The 14,947-nt window shown below is 53.3% G+C and carries 13 protein-coding genes; 3 read left to right on the top strand and 10 right to left on the bottom strand.

Going from position 1 to position 14,947, the window contains the following annotated elements; all coding sequences use genetic code 11:
• Positions 1-136 precede the first annotated feature (136 nt).
• Positions 137-604, top strand: coding sequence for a hypothetical protein (locus tag QMF38_RS07500; RefSeq protein ID WP_281759064.1), 468 nt, complete (start codon positions 137-139; stop codon positions 602-604).
• A gap of 44 nt (positions 605-648) precedes the next feature.
• Here QMF38_RS07500 and QMF38_RS07495 read toward each other — a convergent pair whose 3' ends face one another.
• The 6 genes from QMF38_RS07495 to QMF38_RS07470 form a co-directional block, all read right to left on the bottom strand.
• Positions 649-2,415 carry a peptide ABC transporter substrate-binding protein gene (locus QMF38_RS07495; RefSeq protein ID WP_281759063.1) on the bottom strand — a complete coding sequence of 589 codons (1,767 nt, stop codon included), beginning with the start codon at positions 2,413-2,415 and terminating at the stop codon, positions 649-651.
• A 418-nt stretch (positions 2,416-2,833) separates the two neighbouring features.
• Positions 2,834-3,793: an ABC transporter permease gene (locus tag QMF38_RS07490; RefSeq protein ID WP_040290698.1), complete on the bottom strand. Its 960-nt coding sequence runs from the start codon at positions 3,791-3,793 to the stop codon at positions 2,834-2,836.
• 65 nt (positions 3,794-3,858) lie between these two features.
• Positions 3,859-4,746 carry an ABC transporter permease gene (locus tag QMF38_RS07485; protein WP_281759062.1) on the bottom strand — a complete coding sequence of 296 codons (888 nt, stop codon included), beginning with the start codon at positions 4,744-4,746 and terminating at the stop codon, positions 3,859-3,861.
• 83 nt (positions 4,747-4,829) lie between these two features.
• On the bottom strand, positions 4,830-6,605 hold the full coding sequence (locus tag QMF38_RS07480; RefSeq protein WP_281759061.1) for a peptide ABC transporter substrate-binding protein: 1,776 nt from the start codon (positions 6,603-6,605) through the stop codon (positions 4,830-4,832).
• Positions 6,606-6,713: 108 nt separating this feature from the next.
• Positions 6,714-7,682 (bottom strand): ABC transporter ATP-binding protein, encoded by a 969-nt coding sequence (locus tag QMF38_RS07475; RefSeq protein ID WP_006448087.1) that lies wholly within the window; start codon positions 7,680-7,682, stop codon positions 6,714-6,716.
• A 16-nt stretch (positions 7,683-7,698) separates the two neighbouring features.
• On the bottom strand, positions 7,699-8,667 hold the full coding sequence (locus QMF38_RS07470) for an ABC transporter ATP-binding protein (protein WP_281759060.1): 969 nt from the start codon (positions 8,665-8,667) through the stop codon (positions 7,699-7,701).
• 415 nt (positions 8,668-9,082) lie between these two features.
• On the opposite strand from QMF38_RS07470, the gene QMF38_RS07465 reads away from it, so the two are divergent.
• Together QMF38_RS07465 and QMF38_RS07460 are read left to right on the top strand one after the other, a co-directional pair.
• Positions 9,083-9,772, top strand: a complete 690-nt coding sequence (locus QMF38_RS07465) for a response regulator transcription factor (protein ID WP_040290701.1) — start codon at positions 9,083-9,085, stop codon at positions 9,770-9,772.
• A 30-nt stretch (positions 9,773-9,802) separates the two neighbouring features.
• Positions 9,803-11,098, top strand: coding sequence for a sensor histidine kinase (locus QMF38_RS07460; RefSeq protein ID WP_281759059.1), 1,296 nt, complete (start codon positions 9,803-9,805; stop codon positions 11,096-11,098).
• Here QMF38_RS07460 and QMF38_RS07455 read toward each other — a convergent pair.
• Genes QMF38_RS07455 through QMF38_RS07440 form a run of 4 tightly spaced genes read right to left on the bottom strand, consistent with a single transcriptional unit; the run spans position 11,082 to position 14,913 of the window.
• Positions 11,082-11,858, bottom strand: a complete 777-nt coding sequence (locus tag QMF38_RS07455) for a lipoate--protein ligase family protein (protein WP_281759058.1) — start codon at positions 11,856-11,858, stop codon at positions 11,082-11,084. The two genes, QMF38_RS07460 and QMF38_RS07455, sit on opposite strands and share 17 nt — an antisense overlap.
• A 4-nt stretch (positions 11,859-11,862) precedes the next feature.
• Complete coding sequence (locus QMF38_RS07450) at positions 11,863-13,323, bottom strand: sensor histidine kinase (protein WP_281759057.1); 1,461 nt, start codon at positions 13,321-13,323, stop codon at positions 11,863-11,865.
• Positions 13,310-13,981 (bottom strand): response regulator transcription factor, encoded by a 672-nt coding sequence (locus QMF38_RS07445; RefSeq protein WP_281759056.1) that lies wholly within the window; start codon positions 13,979-13,981, stop codon positions 13,310-13,312. The genes QMF38_RS07450 and QMF38_RS07445 overlap by 14 nt, the downstream gene beginning before the upstream one ends.
• Before the next feature lie 20 nt (positions 13,982-14,001).
• Positions 14,002-14,913, bottom strand: coding sequence for a LysR family transcriptional regulator (locus tag QMF38_RS07440; RefSeq protein WP_281759055.1), 912 nt, complete (start codon positions 14,911-14,913; stop codon positions 14,002-14,004).
• Positions 14,914-14,947: the final 34 nt, after the last annotated feature.

Here is a 14,947-nt window from a genome sequence, read left to right as displayed (position 1 = left end):
CGTGCACAAGGGAAAGCAGTCTCATGCGAGAATGAGGTGTGATTCGATACGGCACGCATGTGGAATACTGCAGACGGAATGAACGAAGTGATCGTTCGCCTTGCGGAGGAAACAGGCCACAAAGGGGGGCAATAAAATGGCATGGCCCCTGTCGCTGGACATCGTGGAAGTGGCAAGTGTTTTGTCGTCCGTCGGTACACTTGCCATTGCGGTGACGTCATGGTACCAGATTCACCGCGCGAACCAGGAGACATTTTATCCGATTGTAGCGATCGACGACATCGGACAAACATCATGTGGAGTTTGGGAAATTGCCATGAAAAATTACGGGACTGGGCCTGCACTAGAACTTATGCTTGCCATTCAGAGCGACGACGGGTGTACGGCAATCCCGCCCATCGTCAGCGGCAATCGCGTTACGGGGCTTCACTTGGCGCCCAATGAACAAAAAACCATACAAATTTCGATGAACGAAAGTCGTCTAGCGCATCGCGCAAACCCATCCAGGAAGCGAGAAGCACTTCGCATTTCATACCGCTGCATACGAGGACGTAGGCATGAATTGTTCACGGAGTTGCCAGAAGAACTTGAGTCAAATCTATAAAACAGCGCAGACCAGCAACGGCCTGCGCTGTTGTTGTGTTCGACTTATTTCGAGATCCAGATGTAGTTGAGAAGCGGATATCCCGTCGTCGGGTTCATATACTGCGCCGTCGCATTGTGTACATTGGGAGCCACAACGCCCAAGGAAGCAGCCGTGTTGTTCCACAGAACCGGGACCTGCTCAGACACAAATTCCTCGTACTTGAAGAAGTTTTGTTGAGATTGAGCTGCGGACGCGGCCGGCTCATTCGTCTTCTTAATCAATTGGTCAAGTGTCGGATTGTCGTATCCGAAGTTATCCAGGCCGCCTGGCTCAAACAGCTGTTCTCCAGAAGGATACGATCCGCCATAGGTAATTCCGGTACCTGCAGCGGCAGCCCACTTACTGGGCTCCTTCGAATTGCTCATAATGCCAATTTCTTGAGCAAACTCTTCAGGCTTGAGATTGACAACAACACCGATCTGCTGCCAATCTTGCTGAATCAACTCTACCATTTGTGTCGTCGAAGGAGAACCAGATGGATACATGAGATCAAACTCAAGTTTTTGGCCGTTCTTCGTCATGACGCCATTCTGCAACGTCCAGCCATCAGACTCCAGCAATTGTTTTGCCTTGCTCAAGCTGAACGGGAACAGCGGCTTTTGCAGCTTTGGATCCAAGAACACCGTTTTCGGCGTTGCCGGAATCGGTCCATACTGCGGCGGTGCGTAACCGTGGTAAATCTCCTTGTCAATGGTGTTCTGATCAATTGCATATTCAAGGGCTTGACGGACCTTCAAGTCTGAGAATGCCGAATACAAAGGTGAGCCCTTCAACTGATTCAGTTCCACGAAGTAGTAGCCGAAGTTATATCCTGGAACGATACTGTCGCCAACCGACGTGAGGGCTTGACGCGATCCCCACTGTGCCGGATCCAAATAACCGAGGTTGATGGCACCTGTTTTCAGTGCAGAAAACTCAGCATCAGAGGATGCTTCGTACTGGAAAATCACCTTATCGAGCGTGCTCTTGTGCCCACCGAACGTCGGGTTCGGTACGAGTACCCAAGCCTGACTGCTCTTTGCACTTTGCAACTTGAATGGACCATCTACGACCTTAAAGAACGTCGGATTGGTAGCTTCCTTGCCCAGGTACGTAATCTCTTGATTCATATTGGAAGGATACTTATTCCACGCGTGCTCTGGGAGAGGCGTCAACTGACCAATGCCATTGTAAATGAACCATTGCTGATTCACTGGTTTTTTCAATGTGATGGTGACTGTGTACTTACCCGTGGCGACGACACTCTTCACGTTGTCAGGTACGCCACCCGAACCCGCATTATAATTCGGCCAAGGCGCCGGAGCCTTCGGATTGTCGGTTGCCTTAATCAGATTGTAGTCCCACACGACATCCTGCGCTGTGACGGGTTGCCCATCGGACCATTTCCAATTCTGTTTAAGTTGAATGGTGAACACTGTACCGGTCGCGTTATACGTGATTTTATTGGCAAAACTGTCCGCGTAGTCAATCCAATACTGATTATTGATGTATATGACGCCCGGATACATTTGCGTAAATAGCTGTGCGTTGTAGAGGCTTGCATTTTGTGAGTTTTCAATCGGCAGATACCACGTGATGTTCGTGGCAGGTGGCAACGCGTATACAAGTGTACCGCCTTTTTGCGGAGCTACCGTAGCTGCGGCCCCGACCGAAGTTGCTTTGTTTGCCGAATTGCTGTTTTGCGCCGGCGCGGACGCACAACCGGCCACAACACCGGCAGCCAAGACTGCGGACATTCCAAATGCGCCTGCAAGATGACGCTTTTTCATTTCTTGCTACCCCCTTGATGTTTCTGTACGAACGATAAAACCTTTCATAGTGACCGAATCGCCGGTTTGTCCTCTCGCACCCCACCTTTTGGTCCCGCGCCACATCTGCGCTGAACCATCCGAATTAACTGATTATTTGTTGTATAGTGAAATGATACGTATGTTTGATAAGTTTGTAAAGATATTCACACGCCGTTTCAAACCGTCAAACAGGCCGATCTATATGCTGAAAACGCTGATTTCGCGGGGATTTCAGGGGGGAACGGGAAGTGGGAAACGCATTTTAAGAATTCTCTTACAAAGTGGGGTACTGTGGTTGTCTGGAAGGAAATATAACAAATCAACTCAAAAAAGCGGCGAATGGACATGATATTCTCTGTCCATTCGCCCGCATTTCACTTGTGTTGTTAGGATGTATTTACAAGTTGTCAAAGCTGATGCGCGGATCGACGAGACTATACAAGATGTCTGCCAACAGGTTTCCGACAATTGTAAGTACACCAAGGAACATGGTCACACCAAGCAGCACAGGATAGTCAAGCGTACCCGTGGCATTCCAGTACAACAACCCCATCCCTGGATAGTTGAAAATCTCTTCGATGAAGAGTGCACCAGCGAACAACCCCGGGAACGACAGACCAAACAGCGTAATCTGCGGCAAGATGGAATTTCGTAACACATGTCGGAACATCACTTGCGATTCGCGCAATCCCTTGGCCCGTGCGGTACGGACATAATCGAGAAGAAGCGTTTCGCGAACAGAGGAACGCATATAGCGCGAGTACCCTGCCAAGGTGATTAATGTCAAGGTTGCCGCCGGCAGTACGAGGTGGTGAAGCCAGTCCGCAAATCCGGGATTCTGATCCTGTGGATTCACCACTCCGCCTGAAGGGAACCAGTGCAAATCAATGGCAAAGAAGATGACGAGCAAAATACCCAGCCAGAAAGATGGCATCGAATAGAAGAAGTAATTGAGAACGGAAACGATGTGATCGACAATCGAGTTCTCAAAATACGCCTGAATCGTGCCGATGGCCATCGCAAACAACTGTGCGAAGACGGTTGAAATCAACACCAACGACAACGTGGTTGGCAAAGCATGCACAATCAGTGAGGTCACCGGTTCACTGTAGTTGTACGAATAGCCCAAATTCCCGCGAACGAGATTGCCAAGCCAGATTAAGTACTGCATATAAAGCGGTTTGTTCAAACCAAGCGATGCGGACAGTGCGGCCGCGCGCTGCGCCGTATAGTGCTGGCCAAGCATAATGCGCACCGGGTTGCCTGGTACGATGTGAAGCAGAATAAACGAGATAATGGAGATACCAAGCAACGCTGGAATTGCCTCCATAATACGGCGAACAATATAACTGAGCAACGCGATTCACCTCGATTCATCGAACCTGGCCGCACGGTAACCGCTTGGCCAGGTCAAATTGACGTTCAATCCGTACGCGTGTCCAACGCATGACGGAGGCCATCGCCGACAAAGTTAACACAAAGTTCCGCAATCAAAATCAGTATTCCAGGTGGATATGTGAGCCACCAAGCATTCTGGAAGATATAGTTCATCGACGCCGACAAATCAGCACCCCAGTTCGGAGCCGGCGGTGGCAAACCTAGTCCCAAGAACGATAGACCTGCAATGTTGAGAATCGAGTCAGCAACCGCAAATGTCGTTGTAACCAAAACCGTGCCGATAAAGTTGGGCACAAGGTACTTCAACATTAAGCGCCAGGTGCGCACACCTGAGAGTAAAGCTGCTTCGACGTACGTTTCATTTTTAATCTTGAGCACTTCGCCGCGGACGATACGGCTGACCCCGAGCCAACTGGTCGCCGCCAGGACGAAAATCATCAGGCCGACATTCGGCTTAAACGTCGCGTTCAAAAAGAGCAGAATAAAGATACTTGGGATTGACAACAAGATGTCGACGATACGCATGAGCACCATGTCAACCCAACCACCGACGAGTCCACTGACCATCCCGTATAGGGTACCAAATGCCATCGCGACAAACGCCGACAAGAAGCCGACTTCGAGCGATGCCTGTCCGCCAACCATCATGCGTGCAAGCACATCGTGTCCGGCGTCATCTGTACCCAGTGGGTGGGCCCAACTTGGCGGTTGCAACAGGGCTGTGAAGTCGCCATGTAGCGGATCCACATGATAAATCATCGGCCCAATGAACGAGAATGCGAACAACAACACGATGCCAATGAGGCCAATCGCGCTCATCGGGTAGCGCCAGAACCGCTTCCATGTACGCCAGCGATTCGACTGCGCCTTCGGTGCAACAGAGACTTTGTTCACCTCGGTTTGTGTTACCACGGCTGCCCCTCCTTCCTCATCCGGCGATCCGCATCATGTGCGGATCGCCATCGTCATTTTGCGTCTTGACTCCGACGCGATAATCACTTGGACATCCAAATATAGTTAAAGAGAGGATACTCGGTCGTCGGATTGAGATATTCAGGCGTCGCATTATGAACGTTCGGAGCTGCCACCGAGAGGCTCGCCACGGCGTTGTTCCACAACACCGGTACCTGCTTCGAGACGTACTCTTCATAAGCAAAGAACGCCTGCTGCGACGCTGCCTGCGAAGCCGAAGGTTCGGTCGTCTTGGCAATCAGCTTATCGAGCGTCGGATCATTGTATCCGAAGTTGTCGAGGCCACCTGGCTCAAACAACTGTTCACCGGATGGGTATGATCCGCCATAGGTGATGCCGGTGCCGGCCGCTGCTGCCCACTTACCAGGTTGACTACTGTTGTTCATGATGCCAAATTCCTCGGCCAGTTGTACAGGCTTCAATGTAACCACTACGCCAATTTGCTTCCAATCTTGTTGGATGAGCTCCATCATCTGCGTCGTGGATTCTCCACCCGTCGGATACATCAGCTCAAACTTCAGTTGCTGGCCATTCTTCGTCATGACGCCGTTTTGCATCTTCCAACCGTCGGATTCGAGCAACTGCTTGGCCTTATTCAAATTGAACGGGAACAATGGCTTAGCTAGCTTCGGATCCAAGAAAACCGTCTTCGGCGTCGCTGGAATGGGGCCGTACTGTGCCGGCGCATACCCATGGTAAATCTCATTGTTGATGGTATTTTGATCAATTGCGTACTCCAGGGCTTGACGCACCTTTACATCGCTGAACGCAGCATACATCGGCGATCCTTTTTGCTGGTTCAACTCGATGAAGTAATACCCGAAGTTATACGCAGGTGTAATCACGTCGCCTGCAGAAGTCAGGGCGTCCTTCGAGCCGTATTGCGAAAGATCCAAGTATCCCAGGTTGACGTTGCCCGTCTTTAAGGCTGAGAACTCCGCGTCTGAAGAAGCCTCATACTGGAAAATCAGCTTGTCAAGCGTACTCTTGTGTCCGCCAAAGGTCGGATTCGGCACGAGCGTCCAAGATTGACTGCTCTTTGCACTCACAAGCTTGAACGGACCATCCACAACCGTGAAAAATGAAGGATCCGTGGCCTCTTTGCCCAAGTATGCAATCTCTTGGTTGATGTCGTTCGGGTACTTGTTCCACGCATGTTCCGGCAGAGCCGTCAACTGCCCGATACCATTGTAGATGAACCACTGCTGGTTCACCGGCTTATTGAGCGTAATGGTCACAGTGTATGGATTCGTCGCCACAACACTCTTCACATTGGCCGGAACCCCGCCCGATCCGGCGTTGTAATTAGGCCACGGCGCTGGTGCATTTTTGCTATCCGTCGCCTTGATCAAGTTATAGTCCCACACAACGTCATTAGCAGTCACCGGTTTACCATCAGACCATTTCCAGTTCTTTTTTAAGGAAATGGTGTACACAGTTCCTGCAGGGTTGTACGTGATCTTATCCGCGAAGCTGTTGTTATAGTCGACCTGGTACTGATTATTGATGTAGATCACGTTCGGATACATCTGCGTAACGAGCTGAGCATTGTAGATGCTCGCGTTACCCGCATTTTCGATGGGCAGATACCACGTGATGTTGGTCGACGGCGGCAGTGCGACAACCAGAGTTCCACCCTTTTGAATCTTGGCCGATCCCGTTGTCGTATTGCCTGCGCCATTCCCGGTTGCTGGGGCAACCGGGGATGAATTGTTCGCGGCCGCGCCGCACCCTGTTAGGGTAGCAACAGACAGTGCAGTCGATAAAGCAAGTAACGCAGCAACGTTTTGTTTCTTCACTGAAGTTCCCCCTCTGATGTCAAACCCTCACCACATTAGGATCCCGAAGTCCGAACCTGTTCATGCACTGGCACTGGCAACCGCGCATGCCATGCGCAAGACGTTGCCTCAACCATGCAAATGACAAGCCACCCAGTGCTCGGGATGAACCATCACGGGCTTAGGCATCTGCGAGCGACACACGTCCATCGCGCGCGGACAGCGTGTATGGAAGGGACAACCAGTCGGTGGGTTCGCTGGACTTGGAACGTCCCCTTGCAAAATGATGCGCTCGCGTCGTTTCACGCGCCGCGGCTCTGGGGCAGCCGACAGCAGCGCCTGCGTATACGGGTGCAGCGGATCAGCGTAAAGTGAAGATTTCGGTCCGTTTTCAACCATATGACCGAGATACATCACTCCGACGCGATCGCTGATATGCCTTACGACCGCTAGGTTGTGCGAAATAAAGAGATATGCAAGATTAAATTCGTGCTTCAAATCCATAAGCAGATTCAAAATCTGCGACTGAATCGACACGTCGAGAGCTGAAACAGCCTCGTCCGCGACGATGAGCTTGGGATTCAAAGCAAGTGCGCGAGCGATCCCGATACGCTGGCGCTGGCCACCGGAAAACTCGTGTGGAAAGCGCGTGATGTCCGTGCGCCGTAAGCCAACCGTGTCAAGGAGTTGGGCGGCGCGTTCAAATGCGTCGTCACGCGACAGTACCTTATTGACGATAAGCGGCTCCGCAATGCTTTCCCCGACACTCATCTTCGGGTTCAGCGAAGCGTAGGGATCCTGAAAGACCATTTGCGCATGCCGACGACTCTCGCGCAACGCCGCACCCTTAGCGTGTGTAATATCCTTGCCGTCAATCAAAATCTTGCCATCCGTTGGCGTCGTCAGCCGCATGATCATGCGCCCTGTCGTCGACTTTCCGCAACCGGATTCACCGACGATCCCGAGCGTTTCACCAGGCTTGACGTCAAAAGAGACCCCGTCTACCGCTCGCACATGGCCTATGGTTCGCTTAAATACGCCTGAACGGATAGGAAAGTACTTTTTTAAATCTTTCACTTCCAACACATACTGGCTCATCGTACCCCTCCCTTCTTCATGAAACGAGATCGCAACGAACCAGATGGCCCGGTGCTACTTCGCGCAACTCTGGCGCTTTTTCAAAGCAAGATGGCTGCGCCAATGGACAGCGCTCCGCAAATCGACAACCTTTTGGGAAGTTCGCTGCGCTTGGAACGGTGCCCGGAATCGAGTAAAGAACGTCTTTGTCCTCTTCGAGCGACGGAATGGAGTCCATCAGCGCTCGCGTGTACGGATGCTTCGGCTGTTCGAACACCGTATCGGCGTTCACACTCTCGACCACCTGACCAGCGTACATGACGACGACATGATCCGCCATGTCGGCGACGACGCCGAGATCGTGCGTAATCATGATGATGGCCGTGCCAGTCTCATCGCGCATCTTCTTCATGAGCTCCAGAACCTGCGCTTGAATGGTCACATCGAGCGCCGTTGTCGGCTCGTCCGCAATCAGCAGCTTGGGCTCGCAGATCATGGCCATCGCAATCATCACGCGCTGGCGCAGACCGCCTGACAACTGGTGTGGAAACTCGTGAATAATTTCATTGGCGCGCGGCACACCGACAAATTTCAGCATTTCGACAGCCTTGTCCAAAGCCTGGCGCTTGTTCATGCCGCGGTGGCGGATCAAAATCTCGCTGATCTGCGTTCCAATCGTCAGAACAGGATTGAGCGCCGTCATGGGCTCTTGGAAGATCATCGAAATCTCACTGCCACGCATGTCGGCCATCTCGCGATCGCTCAGTTTCAGGAGATCCTTGCCATCAAACAAGATCTCACCGTTAACAATCTTGCCGCGCGGCTTTGGCACAAGGCGCATAATGGACAGTGACGTCATGCTCTTGCCGCAGCCTGACTCGCCGACGATGCACACAATCTGCCCCTTTTGGACGTCGATGTCGATTCCGTCGACGGCGCGCACCTCTGCGTGTTTGCTTACGAAATACGTCTTTAAATCGCGAATCGCGAGGAGCGGTTCCGCCATTGTCATGCCCCTCCCATCTCTCGGTTTCGGCAATGTCATGTCAAGTTTCGGAGTCCGTATTAAGAAATATCATAATTGCACGTCAGATTCCGAAAAATTGATTGAAGATTCGTTGGTATAGCGCAAATTTTAGCTGCGGCACAAGGGCTTGTAAAGGCGAGTCAAATCCACGCGAATCACGATTTTCCAGCGAATATGGACAAAAATCGCGCGTTGACGCCCTTTTTGCACAGGTACAAAGGAAGCTAAGAATTCTCTTATTTTCACACGTCACGGCAGTAAATCTTACATATCGTGACGATACCAACCAAACTGCCTCAGTCCATCCCTCCTTGCTTCGAGCGTCCTTCAAGCTGAGCGTGTACAATAACAATGGACGACCATCGCCCGCTTGTGGTGACAGGAGGGTACACATATGCGCATTTTATTGGTGGAAGATGAAGCGCGGCTCGCCTCCGCGCTCAAACAATTGCTCAAAGAAAATCAGTACGCCGTCGACACTGTGCACGATGGCGACTCCGGATACGACTTGGCACTTACAGACAGCTACGACATCGTCATCCTCGACATCATGCTGCCCAAGATGAGCGGCATCGACATTCTCCGGGGCATGCGCGAGAACGGGGTGCAGACCCCTGTGTTGCTCCTCACCGCCAAAGACACGGTCGAAGACCGAGTCACAGGTCTGGACGCGGGTGCTGATGACTATCTTGTCAAACCGTTTGACAACAAAGAATTGCTCGCCCGCGTGCGCGCACTATCGCGCCGTACAGGCCAATTCAGCGGCTCTGACGCCATCGAAGCTGGCCCGTTTCGCCTTGATTTTAGCACCCGTACTGTAACGCGCAACGGGGAAGCGTTGGCGCTGACGGCTAAGGAGTTCCAACTGCTCGAACTGTTCATGCGAAATCAAAACAAAGTGCTGTCCAAAGAGATCATTCTCGACCGCGTGTGGGGACCTGATGCCGATGTGATTGGCAATGCCGTGGAAAACTACGTCCATTTCCTGCGCAAAAAGATCGACGAACCAGGTAAACCTTCGTACATTGCCACCGTTCGCGGTGTCGGCTATCTGTTTCAACCCGATGCTTCCGAAGCGCGCTGATGATTGCCCCGCCAAGAAAGGAAGTGCCCTTTGTTTAGGCGACTTAGTCTTCGTTTGACGATGCTCTCCGTCGTGCTTTTGGTTGTACTCTATACCATCACGTCGGTCGCCGTATACACGACCATTCGTAGCTTCGTCATGCGCAGCGTCGATTTTGGCCTGCGCGAAGCCGCCTACCGCGTGATGAACACAGCCGTCCTTACAGGTATTCCGAGCTTCGGCTCCACGGGTTCACCGCAAATCTACTTCTTACTTGTCGAGAACGGAAGTTTTAGCACGATACCAGATGCGTCACTCGCCGCTCATGTCAAAGCTCGGCTTGATACCGTAAAAAATGACCAAGAATTTCTCAACTACACGTTTGCGGGCGAGCACTATCGCATCTTTTACGTTCAATTGCCGACTTCGGGAGGCGGCTCTCCCTATTTGGCAACACTACTCGACGATTCACAAACCGTTCATGTGTTGAGTGAGTTGCAATCGGTGATTATTCTCGTCGGCGCCTTCGGCATGCTCGGGGCCGCGCTTGTCGGATTTATTTTGTCGGATCGCATGTTGCAGCCGATCCGCCGCGCCTGGCAGCGACAGTTGGAGTTCGTCGCCGACGCGTCGCATGAACTGCGCACGCCGCTCGCTGTCATTCAATCGAATTTAGGTATCGTGATGGAACACACCGATCAATCGGTGGAGGAGAATTTGGAGTGGCTGAACAACGCGCATGGCGAGGCGAGACGACTGGCCAAGCTGGTACAGGATTTGCTCACCCTCGCCCGCTCCGACTCCGAGCGCATGCCCATCGACCGCAAGCCACTTGACCTGCGTGACCTATTGCTGCACATTCAGGATCTCTACGAAACAATTGCCGATATGAAAGGTATTCATCTAACTGTCCGAGCCAATGAACCGCTTGTTATACTCGGCGATCGCGATCGACTCCATCAGTTGCTGGTCATTTTGTTGGACAATGCGGTCAAGTTTACCGATGAGGGTGGCGAGATCGAGTTGGCGGCAACGCGTAGCCGCAACCATGTGACGCTGTCTGTCCGCGACACGGGATTAGGCATCGCGAAAGAGCACTTGCATCGCGTGTTTGACCGCTTCTTTACCGTCGATCCGTCGCGATCGCGCGAGCAGTCGAGCAAAGGCACTGGGCTAGGGCTATCCATTGCCAGATGGGTCGCAGAGGCGCACGGCGGGCGCATCGGTATCTGGAGCGACGGCCTCGGCAAGGGGACGACGGTGCGCGTCGAATTGCCCTTGAATCCGAAGCGTACGACCGCACTTACCATGGGCGATCCGCAAGAGCCGTCTAGCAACGGACGTTGACGCCCTGTGTAGTCAAATATGAACCGAGAAAGTCGACCAACGACCGCTTGGCTTTGGCGCTGTCAAACGGTCGTTGTAGCCTTTCCTCCAGCGTGCTGGCGGTCTCGGGTTGGACGTCGATGGCGGCACCCGCGTACCCATAGAAGCGATTGATAGCGGAAATGGCTGCGCCGATGTCGAGATCGATCGCGATGCAAGCATGTGCAAGAACGTATCCGGGATGGCGAGACGTTGTGCCGGCTAACCCCCCGCGCCACGCCTGTGCAGTGCCAACGATTTTCTTGCCATCGACTTGCACATTGTAGCCACCATCGCAATAGCTCCCTGGGACCTCACCTGTCGAGGCGGATAGCCCAAGATGGACAAACCAGTCGATGAGTGGCTGACAGAGCAACCTGTAATATGCGTCCGTGGTGGCTTTCTCGTGCTGCCGCGGAAAGATTATCGACATGTTGAGCATGCCGCTGCCATGCGGCACTGCGGTGCCACCCGTCGATCGGACGAAAATGGGCCAGCCTTCGTCTGCCATGGCGGCCATCGCAAATTCCCCGTTTGCACCTGCGACGTCTCGTCGACTGACGACCAGTCCTTGCACAGGCGCATGCCGCCATACGCGCACAGTGGGGCGACGCGCACCTTGCGCGACTTGTTTAGCGATTTCGTCATCATAGAGAATATTGTTCAGTGGATGCTCAGCGAATTCGTCCGTCACAATGTCTAGTTCGGTCGGCAGCAATACTCGCCAGTCCGCAGTGCTCATGATGTCACTCCCCGCTCTTCTCTTCGTCCATGTGCATGGTGCGCAAAGTCGGCAATAAGATCATGACGGTAGTCCCGCGACCTTCACGGCTGCGGACATAAATCCTTCCTTGATAAGCCTCGATTAACTGCTTGCTGATGGCAAGCCCCAAGCCCGAGCCCTTGCCCGTCGCCCGTGCCGCATCGCCGCGATAAAACCGTTCAAAGATGTGCGGGAGCACATCTGCGGGTATCCCTTCGCCGTCGTCGCTGACCGATATCCGCACCATCGGGCCTTCCTCGCGGGCCGCAAGTTCAAGCCAGCCCCCTTCCTTCGTATGGCGCATCGCGTTGTCGATAAGGCCTACCAGCACCTGACGCAGCCTGTCCTGCTCGATAGCAACCCGAGTCCCAGGCGTCAAATGGACGTGTGCTTCGATATCCAAATCCGGGCGTAAAACCGAGGCATCTTCGCCCAACCGGACAAACAGTTCCTCTAGACTACGTTGATCCAGGCCTTCGGTCACCGGCGGCAATTTCTCCTCCTCGAGACGTGACATCGTCAAAAGTTGGTCGACCAACTTCTGAAGCCTTTCCACCTCAAGGACAATGTTGCGCACGGCTGGCTCCCAAACGCGCGCGTTCTGATGTCCCCATCGGCGTAGCAGATTTGCGTGTCCAGCTACAATCGCCAAGGGCGTCCGCAATTCGTGCGATGCATCTGCCATGAATCTGCGCTGCTCTTCGACTGCGTCATCAATGCGATCCAGCAATTGATTGAGCGACTGTTGCAGCGACGCAAGTTCTGGTGGCAGCCGCTCAAACCGAAGGCGTCCAGCCCGCCGCCACTCGACTTGTTGTATCCCAGCCATCAGCCGTTGCAGCGGTTGAAATCCCCTGCGCAACAATACGTACATACCACCGGCAAACAAGCCGATCACAGCCACATCCATGATGACAAACACACTTAACATGTGAAAGGTGTCCTGGCGCAAAGGATCCGTCAGACTATAAATCGCCAGCACACCGCTTGCGCCATTTTCAAAATGGACGCCTTCGGTCAGCGCGATCACGCGGTGAAATCCGCTGGCGTCGCGCCACTTATACGGGTAACTCCATTCTGGCTTGGAGAAGGCCTGTCCCTGCGGCTGAGCAGGCACGCGGTTGGCAATCTGTTGTACGATGTCACTACTAAAAACCGGGCTGTTGATTTGGAACAAGACGTTGCCCTCGTTATCCGTCAGACGGATCACCGAGTCTGTCACGGCGACATACCGATCCCAACTCGTCGTCACCGTTTGTTGTGCCAACTGGTCGACGCCTTGGCCGAGTAACGTCGCCATCTCAAGCTCCATTACGCGCTTGTACGAATTTAAGCTGGCCGCCGAGAAAGCCGTCATAAAGACGGTAGTGAAGACAATAAAGACAACAGCGCACCAACATGTGCTCCAACGCAGCAAAGACGCCTGTGTACTACGGCGACTCATCATGCACCTCAAGACGATAGCCTTGGCCACGCACGGTTTTAATGTACTTTCGTTCCGGGTCCAGCTTTTGACGCAGATAACCAATATACACGTCGACCACATTCGTGTCCCCCGGTGTGTGGAATCCCCACACACGTTCCAGCAACTCGTTGCGCGAACACGTTTGATTGACATGCCGCAAAAGGTAGACTAACAAATCGTACTCGCGCGCCGTCAAATCGACATCCTGCCCGCGGTACACAACCCGATGAAGATCCATTTGTACGGTGGCTTCGCCAAACCGAAACGTCGTGGATGACGCCTCATGTCGCCGCCGCAAGGCACGCATGCGTGCCCACAATTCTTCAATTGCAAACGGCTTCACAAGGTAGTCGTCGGCGCCAGCGTTGAGCCCGTCGACACGATCCGCCACCGACCCGCGAGCGGTCAACATAATCAAAGGGACATTCGAGAAGGTGCGAACAGCTTGGCACAATTCGATTCCGTTCATGCCAGGCAACATGATATCGACAAGTAATAGGTCATAGGGATGCTCGCGCGCGAGCGCAAGCCCTGACTCCCCATCCGGTGCGACATCAACTGCCACACCTTGCAACTCTAGTTCCAACGTCAAAAATTCGACTAATCCGGGCTCATCCTCGACTAACAGCACGCGCATTGCCAATCACCCACTTCATCTTACCGCAATTCGCAATCCGGTGCTTCTGACCGTGCGGCGAGCCACGAAACAAAGGCCTGTGCTGCTTGCGGCATCGTCGTGTGCTTGCGTACGACAAGTGTGACGGTACGCGCACCGAGATCGACATCGATGAGATTGACCGTACACAATCTCTTTGCTTGCACATCCTCGGCAACGGCCGGCCATGGCACGATGGCCAGTCCCATCCCCGCCTGTACAAAGCGGCTCATCGCTTCCAAACTGTCAGTCTCCATGAGCGGTAAAGCCGGATCCGCAACACCCATGCGCGTAAACGTATCATGTACCAACTGCCGTAAACCAGACTCTGGATGCATCACGACCATCGGTTGCTGAGCGAGATCGCCCAATGTACAAGCGCATCCAGCGAGTGGGTGGCCAGACGGCGCCACGACGACCAACGCGTCTCGCCAAAGCGGCGTCATCACGAAATCGTCGCTTTTGGCAGGCGGCGTCGTGACGATGGCGGCATCGATCGTTCGCGCTTGCAACCGCTTCATGGTCAATTTGGACGATCCGGTGACAACCTGAAAGCGTACACGCGGATGTTGCTCCGCATATTGCGCGAGAATAGAAGGCAACCGATATAAAGTGGGTGAAAGCCCCGCGCCAATGCGAATAAGACCTGCGCTCGGATCGGCAAACTCGCGTAGTTCTTCCTGTAAGCGCACTTCAAGTGTCTGCAGCTCCGAAGCAAACGCATATACGCGTTCACCTGCGCCAGTGAGCGTCAACCGTTTGCCAGAGCGATCGAATAACGGTGCCCCGAGTCGCCGTTCCAACTGCTGCAACTGACGCGTTACCGTCGGCTGTGTGGTATGTAACACACGTGCCGCGTCAGACAACGTCTGATGCTCGACAACGGCAAGCAAGGTTCGATATAAAACATCCAATGCTTCATCACCTATACGCAAATCGTATCAGAAC

Source organism: Alicyclobacillus hesperidum subsp. aegles, assembly GCF_027923525.1.
Lineage (GTDB): Bacteria > Bacillota > Bacilli > Alicyclobacillales > Alicyclobacillaceae > Alicyclobacillus > Alicyclobacillus aegles.
Note: the sequence above shows the minus strand (reverse complement) of the source record. Positions and strands in the feature narration are given on the sequence as shown.